General features: G+C 43.3%; 9 protein-coding genes. 5 read left to right on the forward strand and 4 right to left on the reverse strand.

The annotated features are described in order from the left end of the window. The first annotated feature begins 214 nt into the window (after positions 1-214). Positions 215-478, forward strand: coding sequence for a DUF4351 domain-containing protein (locus tag F6K46_RS36085; protein ID WP_293067297.1), 264 nt, complete (start codon positions 215-217; stop codon positions 476-478). An 87-nt stretch (positions 479-565) separates the two neighbouring features. Here the strand turns inward: F6K46_RS36085 and F6K46_RS36090 are convergent, their stop codons facing one another. Next, the gene (locus F6K46_RS36090; RefSeq protein ID WP_267876365.1) at positions 566-691 is read right to left on the reverse strand and encodes a hypothetical protein; all 126 of its coding nucleotides are present in this window, start codon (positions 689-691) and stop codon (positions 566-568) included. Between the two features lie 36 nt (positions 692-727). Continuing rightward, positions 728-2,641 carry a squalene--hopene cyclase gene (gene shc / locus F6K46_RS36095; protein ID WP_293067300.1) on the reverse strand — a complete coding sequence of 638 codons (1,914 nt, stop codon included), beginning with the start codon at positions 2,639-2,641 and terminating at the stop codon, positions 728-730. A gap of 507 nt (positions 2,642-3,148) precedes the next feature. Here shc and F6K46_RS36100 point away from each other — a divergent pair. Together F6K46_RS36100 and F6K46_RS36105 are read left to right on the forward strand one after the other, a co-directional pair. Next, positions 3,149-4,465, forward strand: a complete 1,317-nt coding sequence (locus tag F6K46_RS36100; protein ID WP_293067303.1) for a glycosyltransferase — start codon at positions 3,149-3,151, stop codon at positions 4,463-4,465. A 106-nt stretch (positions 4,466-4,571) separates the two neighbouring features. Then, positions 4,572-4,751, forward strand: coding sequence for a hypothetical protein (locus tag F6K46_RS36105; protein WP_293067306.1), 180 nt, complete (start codon positions 4,572-4,574; stop codon positions 4,749-4,751). A 714-nt stretch (positions 4,752-5,465) separates the two neighbouring features. On the opposite strand, the gene F6K46_RS40445 is transcribed toward F6K46_RS36105, so the two are convergent. Continuing rightward, positions 5,466-5,615, reverse strand: a complete 150-nt coding sequence (locus F6K46_RS40445) for a hypothetical protein (protein ID WP_366510863.1) — start codon at positions 5,613-5,615, stop codon at positions 5,466-5,468. A gap of 122 nt (positions 5,616-5,737) precedes the next feature. Between F6K46_RS40445 and F6K46_RS36115 the strand changes: the two genes are divergently transcribed. Next, positions 5,738-5,956 (forward strand): hypothetical protein, encoded by a 219-nt coding sequence (locus F6K46_RS36115; protein ID WP_293117916.1) that lies wholly within the window; start codon positions 5,738-5,740, stop codon positions 5,954-5,956. 72 nt (positions 5,957-6,028) lie between these two features. Here F6K46_RS36115 and F6K46_RS36120 read toward each other — a convergent pair whose 3' ends face one another. After that, positions 6,029-6,304 carry a hypothetical protein gene (locus tag F6K46_RS36120; RefSeq protein WP_293067312.1) on the reverse strand — a complete coding sequence of 92 codons (276 nt, stop codon included), beginning with the start codon at positions 6,302-6,304 and terminating at the stop codon, positions 6,029-6,031. A 488-nt stretch (positions 6,305-6,792) separates the two neighbouring features. On the opposite strand from F6K46_RS36120, the gene F6K46_RS36125 reads away from it, so the two are divergent. Then, positions 6,793-9,297, forward strand: coding sequence for an MAC/perforin domain-containing protein (locus tag F6K46_RS36125; protein ID WP_293067315.1), 2,505 nt, complete (start codon positions 6,793-6,795; stop codon positions 9,295-9,297). Positions 9,298-9,382 lie beyond the last annotated feature (85 nt).

Consider the following 9,382-nt stretch of genomic DNA (forward strand, 5'->3'; position numbering starts at 1 on the left):
GTCAGGCATAGCACAAGTTGTGAAGAGTACAATAGGGTAAGCTGAGCATCGAGTAGGTAAGCAGTTCATCCTTCTATTTTACCATTATCAGCAGCTGCTCAAGTATTTCTGCCGCGCTGCACTAGCTTTTACTAACATATCCGCTTGTACCCAGTTACTAGCTGGTTTGCGGTTTGACCAACGGTTGATCACAGAATTATTTCCGGAGGAAGTGATGCAAGAGTCTGTAATTTATCAGAAGATCATTCAAAAAGGACATAAACTTGGTTTACTTGAAGGAAAACTTGAAGGAAGGCAAGAGGAAGGTTACTCAATCGTTAGACGTCTGATCACCCGTCGGTTTGGGAGTGTTTCAGACCAGCTACAACAGGGGATTCAAAAGCTTTCTATAGCTCAATTGGAAGAGTTGAGCGAGGCGCTGTTGGATTTTGAGACTGTCACAGATTTGACGGTATGGTTAGCTGAGCATCAGCAATAAATAGGATGCGTGGAAATTAAGAATTAAGAATTAAGAATTGGGAATTTAGAATTAAGAATTAAGAATTGGGAATTTAGAATTGGGAATTTAGAATTGGGAATTTAGAATTGGGAATTCTGCCTTCTGCCTTCTGCCTTCTGCCTTCACCATTCTGCCTTCTGCCTTCTGCCTTCTGCCTTCACCATTCTGCCTTCTTAATTCTTCATTCTGCATTCTTCATTCTTAATTTTTCATTCTGACAAACAACGTTCAACTTGAAACAGACATTTGATATCTTCCCAAGGCCAACAAGGGGAAATATTGTTGATAGAAGTGGTACTTCAAATAAAAATGACTGGGAAAACCTGTGCCTGTAAACTCGGTTTCATCCCAACTGCCATCGGGCTGCTGAGTTGACACTAAGTAGTTGACTCCCTTCTCAATGGCATCCATTGCCCAGTTGCCAGTAGCCTCTCCTGCTGCCATTAAACCAATTAAAGCCCAAGCAGTTTGAGATGCAGTACTGATTCCTAGTCCCTTAAGACTGGGATCATCGTAACTAAGACAGGTCTCACCCCAGCCACCATTAAGGTTTTGACATTTCACTAGCCAAGCCGCACCCCGTTCGATACTACGTTGATGGGTGTGAGGCGCTATCTTTGACAAGGCGGAAAGAGCACTACTGGTGCCATAGATATAGTTAACTCCCCAACGACCAAACCAGCTGCCATCGGCTTCCTGTTCCTGAATCAAAAATGCGATCGCTTTCTCTAACTGCTGGGATTCTATAGATAAATTACAGGAACCCAGCATTTCCAGGACCCGTGCCGTCACATCCGCTGTGTTAGGGTCAATCATAGCTTTCAGGTCAGCATAGGGCAGAGAATTGAGCCAGTGTTGATTATTATTAATATCAAACGCCGCCCAACCCCCTTGGTTACACTGCATTGATGCTATCCAAGCCAAGCCACGAGCCATGGCTGCCCGTTTTAGTTTCTGATTAGGCAGTTTCAAGCTATTCAAGGCCATAATCACCACTGGGGAATCATCTAAATCGGGATAGAAACGGTTTTGAAACTCAAAAGCCCATCCTCCTGGTTTCCCTTGGGGATTCTTGACCACCCAATCCCCATAGTCTAGTATTTGCTGCTGCAACAACCATTCTCCACCCCGAACTAAGGCAGGATGATCCGGGTCTAAACCAGATTCCACCATCGCTCGCAATACCCAAGCTGTATCCCAAACTGGGGAAACACAGGCTTGGACTCGGTAGCTGTCAGGGGTTTCAATGGCAAACCGATCAATGGCTTCCAGTCCCCGTTGCACGATCGGATCAGCAAGATCATAGTTGAGACAACGCAACGCTAACAGGGAATTCAACATGGCTGGAATAATTCCCCCCCAGTCTCCTGTGGCTTCTTGCCTCTCCAAGACCCATTTTTCCGCTGCTTCGAGTCCCTGCTTCCGGAATGGAACTAAATTCAAGTCTTCTGCTAACTTAAATCCATCATCAAGGAGTACAAATAAATCTGTCCAATCGGAATTGCGAGGTAGCTCAAACTTGGCGTGATCAGCTCCTTCGGTATATAACTCGTCTAGATTGATCCTTGGCTGAATATCAAATACTGGCTTCTGGTCAAAGACAATTAATAATGGAACTGTACTTCCCCTTGCCCAGCTAGACATTTCATAGATCGTAAAGGGAAACCATTCCGGAAACAACATTATCCAGGGGGGAATCGAGGGAATCCCGCGCCAGCTATAGCAGCCAATCAAGGCTAAATGAAATTTGGTGAAAATCCGGGTTTTGCTGATGCCACCCCGTCTGAGAATAAAATCCCTGGCTCGGACCAAAGCGGAGTCGCTGGCGGGTACGCCTAAAAGGCGGAGTGCCATATAAGCTTCCACCGAACAACTCAAATGCCCACCATCACCATAGAAAAGTTCCCAGCCTCCGTGTTTCCGCTGTTGAGAACGCAGATAGGCTTCCGCTTTATGTAAAGGTCGTTGTTTGTCAGTTCCCCAAATTTTATGGAGTAGGATAATTTCCGCCGTTATGGTGACATTGGATTCTAGTTCTGCCCACCAGTAACCATCGGGATATTGCTGAGCGAGTAGATAGCTTTGGCTATTTGCGATCGCTTCTGTAACCCCTGATTCTACAATCCTGTCTTGGGTTTGCATGTTTTACCAAAAAAAATGGGTAATCGCGCCCCGTTCTTCTAGGACGGCTTTTATTTTAATCTCTGACTTGACAGTTTTTACAGAGCGTGTTAGTATAGAATTGTAACAAATAACTCAAAAAAATCAAGATAGACAATATCTTAGAATAAGTAGACAATGTAAAAAACAAGCTAAGAGATAAGCTAGTTGCATAATCCAATCTAAAGATTTGGTCGTCTATGAAAATCTAAGATAAAAAAAAATATTTAAAATAATTGTCTATCTAAATCCTTAATAGTTTAGGTACGGTGGGGCACACCGAAACCTAGGTCATAGACCAAACACGCTCATGGAGAATTGTCCTCTACCTTTCCTGGCTCCGGCCTGGTTAGGCAAGACAGCTCGTTGAAGTGAGAATCCCCATCCTTCAACGGCGGGGAGTGTCAACGTTCTACTTCACACACCACATTCATTGGTTAAGCTATTTTGCTGTTTGTAGTGGATAATTAGCAATAGCTATCAAAACCAATGGATACAATCGGATTAGGAATCACTGTTCTATCCTTAGGGATTTGGATCGGATTACTAGGATTTCGGGGTCAGTTTTGGCGAGCAGACCAACGGCTGGTTATAGATAAATTCTCTGCTAGGTCTGTAGGTAAAGGGGAATCCTTACCCAACGTTTGTGCTGTAATTCCAGCTCGTAATGAAGCTGAGTTGCTCCCCACGACATTGCGATCGCTTCTGGCTCAAGACTATCCTGGCTGCTTGACGGTGATTGTAGTAGATGACCAAAGCACTGATCAAACAGCCACCATTGCTCAAGCCCTTGCCCAGGAAAGCAACCAATCTTCCGAACGATTCCAACTAGAAGTATTATCCGGTCAAGAGCTACCCCCTGGCTGGACTGGTAAACTCTGGGCCTTAGAACAGGGGATTCGTCATGGGCAGCAGCAAACCCCAGCCCCAGATTATTTTTTATTTACCGATGCTGATATTGAGCACGATCCAGCCAATCTCCGTCAACTGGTTACCAAAGCCGAGATGGAACACTTGGATCTAGTTTCCCTAATGGTGTTGCTCAGATGCCAAGACTTTTGGGAGGGACTACTTATTCCTGCTTTTGTCTTCTTCTTTCAAAAACTGTATCCCTTTGCTTGGGTCAATAACCCCAAAAAATCTACTGCTGCTGCCGCTGGAGGATGTATTTTAATTCGCCATCAAGCCTTAAACCGCATCGGTGGGATTGAGGTGGTGCGTCAAGCATTAATCGATGATTGCGCCCTCGCTCAAGCAGTTAAATCTAGTAATACAAAAAGTTTCGCCCCCCTAGCCCCCCAATTTTGGGGGGAACAAAACTCTCAAAGTCCCCCAAAGTTGGGGGATTTAGGGGGCTTTAGCAAAACCAATCAGCAACGCCCTGGCTTTGGTGGCATTTGGTTAGGGCTAAGTCAATCAACTCGTAGCTTACGACCATATGCTTCTTTAGCGAGTATCTGGAATATGATTGCTCGCACGGCTTTTACCCAACTAGAGTATTCCCCATGGCTATTAGTAGGTACGGTGATGGGAATGACCTTAATTTATCTAGTACCTCCGATTGGTTTGATCGTTAGTGTTTTGACTGGACATTGGCTGAATGCGATCGCATCTCTGGTGACATGGTTACTGATGGCTTTAGCTTACTTACCCACACTGCGTCTCTATCAATGTTCTCCTCTGCTGGGATTTTGCTTACCTGGGATCGGGTTGCTCTATACCCTAATGACCATAGATTCAGCATGGCGACATTGGCAAGGACGGGGTGGTGCTTGGAAAGGAAGGGTTTATTCGGTTGAGGGTTGAGGTTGGAAGTTGGAGGTTATAAATTTATAGTAAGTCCGGAAGAGGCATTATTTCTGGATAATAGCTATAAAAAATTAGCCCTGTATAAAATTAGTTTATGTCGGCAATGGATAATGCCCATGCTCTGGTCGTGGGCATCGCCAACTACGAAAAAATTAACAAACTTCCAGACACCGTTCTTAATGATGCTCAGACGATTTATGATCTATTGATTGACTCCCATCATTGTGGATACTCTCAGGATAATGTCACAGGGTACAGCGGCGAAAAATTATGCCTCAGATAAGTTAGACTGTAGGGGAATTGAAGCTTTTAAAACCTTAAGCATATACCTTGGTACCATACTGGCTCGTTTGACTTTTTGGCTCGTACTGCGTTTATAACTCGTTTCAAGATTGAGTAGATTGAGACTAAGCGCGCTTGAGTAAAGCCATATTCTGTGGTGAATCTCCTGTACGAATCCGCCTCGCATCCTCCCCAAAGGTGACATCTAATACGAGCGTGGAGTTGGTTTTCAATGGACCAGTGTTTTCGGATTGCTTTGCCCGACGTGTTGAGCATTGGGTGGTAGAGAAGTCAGGTAAAACATCACCTCACGGGTAGTCTTGTTCCTATGATAGCGGGTGCGAATAACCATTACAATGGTCTGTAATCCAGACCACTGGGACTGTTTGTACAAATCGAAGTCTATTTGAGCAAGAGTTACTGCCCAAACAGCCGCGCTTTTCCGTACGATGATGTCCTGATTCTACCCGCAGATCATAGCTATACTCGATACCCTCAAACTGATTAGCAACAGCAGTTTCTTTCCCATTGCTTAACCTGCGTGGAACTTAGTGGGATGATTTCCTTTGAGCGCCAAAACATAATCAGCACCAAGAGCACGAATACCATCAGCTATTTGATGCTGAGTCCCCATGGCATCAATGGTATCGGTTGCATCATCAGATGTCGAGTAATTCTAGTAGGGCGCTTGATGGCTGTAATTTCATTGCTTTTATCATCCACTTTCACAAGACCTACGAAACAACCGATACTCACTCGCTATGGCACTAACCACATGTCTTGCCGATTTTCTCTGGTTGCGATCATAGGAACCCTTGAGTTGTTTGCCATCAATAGGAATCACATCGGCTCCATTATCTGTCACAAAATTCCTTAACCAACTCTCGAAGCTATTCTCAAAGGCTCTCGGGGATATCTGCTCAAACACTCGCCGATATGTATCTGCAATGGGTACCCATTTGGTAATGCATTAAAGGTCGATAACCAATGCTGGTGGCTAATTCCATAAGTTTCGATATCTTCTCAGCCCCAAGCCCCGATCATGGTGGCGCTCCAGTGCCATCATCACTTAACTTACAAATGGATGGAGCACTCCTTGTTTCCGGAGCGGATCTGATAGATTTTCAAAATGCTCGAGCATTTGCTGCTGAACCTGTTGAGCATCAAGGGCTGGCGCTCTGTGGTAAGGATGGACTACTGGTGTGAGTTGAGTTAGTGGGTTTATCGAAGCCAATCGCCATGAGACACCTTTATTGTGACATCGGTTTCACTAGCATATTATGAGTTCATTTTTCTTGCGCTTACCCTGCCCCCATTCCCCATTCCCCATTCCCCATTCCCCAGATAATGTACTAATGTTGCTGCATAAGTGACATGCTGCCTGAGTTTTTCGTGAGATATGAGTTTTTCTATGAGTTTTTCTATGAGTTTTTCGTGAGATATGAGTTTTTCTATGAGTTTTTCTATGAGTTTTTCGTGAGATATGAGTTTTTCTATGAGTTTTTCTATGAGTTTTTCTATGAGTTTTGGGAGCAGGTCAAATTCGCAGAACAAATGTACTAAAATAACTCATAACTGCTACTGAAGCCCCGAAAACACTGTAGTTCAAGCGTTTGTAGTTCAAGTGTTCTTACAAAATTGACATGCTCCCCAAATATTCGGCGCTTTGTGACATGCTCCCCCTATTACCTATTCCCCATTCCCCATTCCCCATTCCCCAGATAATTTACTAATGTTGCTGCATAAGTGACATGCTCCCTGAGTTTTTCGTGAGATATGAGTTTTTCTATGAGTTTTTCTATGAGTTTTTCTATGAGTTTTTCTATGAGTTTTATGAGGATCACAGATATATAATAGTACTACTATTACATTGTTCTCACAAATTGATGGGGAGCAAGTCTATGTTCCAGAACAAATGAACTATGTACCATATGAGCTTGGCTTTTACCCATGAGGGGGCTATAGCTAATGTACAAATGTTCTGCATAAGTGACATGCTCCCCATGTTCAAACGAGGAAGTACGCAATCACATAATAATAATATGGATAACGTCAGAGAAAAGTTGGGTACGACAGCTAATATGTTGTATGGTTACAACCCCTCATGGTTGTCGGGTGAGGCTGGGAATAATGCACTCTTTCCCGTTCCAGATCCAGCCTTGGAGGAAATTGAAATTAAATCTTTAGATGAGACTGGGTATTGGAGCTATCCTTATGTGTCCTTACACGATACCCCAGAGTCTCTCTTAGATAACCTGTTACCCTATCAGGTGAAAAATCCTTCTAATGGTGCTCAAGCAGCCGTATTTCCTGCTGGTACTTTGCTGATTGGCGATCGCGATCGAGATACGGCTATCCAAAAGCTTTCGGAAACATTAGGTGTAAATCTCAGCAACTCCAACTTTGGTTACGCCTTGGTACAGTTAAAACGAGTTGATGGGATAGATACTCATCCTAGTAATAAAAGGGGAATGTTAGTTTACCCCAACCCTGCTAACATTCCTGACGAGTTGGGGGTCAAGTCTCAATTCAGAAGGACGATGGCATCTTTTAAAAGAGTGAAGTCCCCCGATGCTCTTTTTTCGCCGGATGATATTGAGGTATCGGATGCCAATGAGTATCTCCAGTGCTTTGCTCAACATGGAACCCACTTTATTTCTGGAGTGACTCTTGGAGATACGATCTTCCAGGTTTATGCTATGCCTAGAGATCGTTACGAAATAGTGAAAGAAAGAACGTCAAGCTGGGATCTTTCTGGGAGCTTAAACACTCTTTCGTTTGAGCAATTCACAACAAGTTCCAGCGGGGAGTATGGTTATGTCGAGGAATATGGTAAGGTCCTGAGTTTTAGCCAGAGTGATGTTCTCAGTCAAGCTGTTGCAGAAAATAAATGGTTGGAAAGCACCTTCGCTAAAGCAAATAGTATTTTTGCTGCTTTTGATACTAGTGCAGAAATTGACATTTCCATATTAAACAGCGATTATACAGATGTAACAGTGGTAATGAGGGACTTGACCTCTTTGACCCTTTTTGCAGAATATAGCCGTAATAAAATTTGGACAAGAGTATTTAAAGGTGGTCTCATTCAAAAATACAAGGGTGTCGTACAACCTAAATTTGTTCCTTACTATAAAAAAGACCTCAGTGAAAGTCTGCAGCAAGACCAACTGGAAGGATTTTTGTCCTATATCGCTACTCCAGTCATCAATACTTACAAGCCCAGCCTCAATCTATCTGATTTAGATTTTGTGTTTCCTGAAGAAGTTCAGAAGTTTACACTTTATGGAAATTATCTTTATAGCTCCAAATCTAAAACCATTACAATTCCTGGAAATGATGTGCTGATCTGCGGTCAGCTGTTTCCTTTAGAAACTGAAGATTACACGACTACCATCGAAGTCAATGATGATGCACTCCAGAATCTATCCTTCTCCTGTCAAAAATTCTATGGTGCTTTATTGGTACAAAATGTCTCGAAGACCGAGTATTTTACATTTGTCGATGGTCTGAAATACATCAACACTGAAGAGGGTCTTCATGGGCGATACTATGTCCAGGTCAATGATGATGTACGAAATCCCCCTGCTTCAGATAAGTTGGAACGTTTGAAAAGTAGCTTACGCTTCAGCTATTCCTTTTCCGAAGCTGCAATTAATTCCCTCGAAGCGGAGTGTTCTCCCACTCTCTGCAATTGTTCTGACTTTGACCTCAAAAACTTCTTAATCCAAAGTCTAGTCTGGATTACCCAGATTGTACCTAAAGATACTACAGATGTGGATTTGCTAGATTTGAGAGTAGGCGCTTTAGACCTGATTCACATTGGTCAGGATACGAGTCTGGGAGCTTTCGTGCCTATTTTGCCTGTGGACAGATATCAGGAGAACCTAGATGGCATCCTTATGTTGATAAAGACGATTGACGCAGAGATTAAAGACTACCAAGAGCAAATTCGAGGCAGGAAAGCATTAGAGTTGGTGATTAGTGATCTTAATGTTCTCAACGAGAATATTATTGAATCAGGAGAATTGCTGGCTGACTATGTGAACGCCAATATTGCTCAGATCAAGAGCTTCTCTGAGGAGTATAGTTCGATAATTACGGAAAAGGAAACAGAAAAGCAGGAAATAGAAGCAACTATTAGCGAATTAGATGGACAACTATTTCAGCAGAGAGCCGAAGTGAAGACCGCAGTAGAGAACTATAAGCAAGCTCTCCAAGACTGGCAAAGACGGGAGAACATCAAGTTTGCTTTAGAAGTTGCCACTATTATATTCGAGGTTGGAACTCTGATGAAAACTCCTCAGAGCCTAGCAGACGTGGCTAAAGAATTGGGAAGTCTCACCGAATCCATCCAAAATTTTTTAAATATTGCAAATATCCTTAACGGTATTTATGAGACATCTGGCAGTGCTAGCGAGCTGCAAGAGGCTCAGAATTCCTTTGAGGACATTGGCGAAATAACCAATCTAGAGTTGGATATTTTAAATGTCCAGATGTCTTCTGTTGTAAGCATTCAGGTGATGGGGTTGACAAAAAGGGAAGGATGAGTAGTAGTGTAGAACCATGGAAATCAAACCGCCAGCTATCCCAAATAGCTTTGAAGCTCTGGAACTGCTGCCCCAATCAGTTCTG

It is taken from the genome of Moorena sp. SIO3E8, assembly GCF_010692445.1.
Classification (GTDB): Bacteria; Cyanobacteriota; Cyanobacteriia; order Cyanobacteriales; family Coleofasciculaceae; genus Moorena; species Moorena bouillonii.

Excerpts from the sequence above, each read along its gene's own strand:
- F6K46_RS36100 (WP_293067303.1), top strand. The coding sequence starts at position 3,149 with ATGGATACAATCGGATTAGGAATCACTGTTCTATCCTTAGGGATTTGG.
- F6K46_RS36105 (WP_293067306.1), top strand. The coding sequence starts at position 4,572 with ATGGATAATGCCCATGCTCTGGTCGTGGGCATCGCCAACTACGAAAAA.
- F6K46_RS36085 (WP_293067297.1), top strand. The coding sequence starts at position 215 with ATGCAAGAGTCTGTAATTTATCAGAAGATCATTCAAAAAGGACATAAA.
- shc (WP_293067300.1), bottom strand. The coding sequence starts at position 2,641 with ATGCAAACCCAAGACAGGATTGTAGAATCAGGGGTTACAGAAGCGATC.
- F6K46_RS36125 (WP_293067315.1), top strand. The coding sequence starts at position 6,793 with ATGGATAACGTCAGAGAAAAGTTGGGTACGACAGCTAATATGTTGTAT.
- F6K46_RS36115 (WP_293117916.1), top strand. The coding sequence starts at position 5,738 with ATGCTGGTGGCTAATTCCATAAGTTTCGATATCTTCTCAGCCCCAAGC.
- F6K46_RS36090 (WP_267876365.1), bottom strand. The coding sequence starts at position 691 with ATGCAGAATGAAGAATTAAGAAGGCAGAATGGTGAAGGCAGAAGGCAG.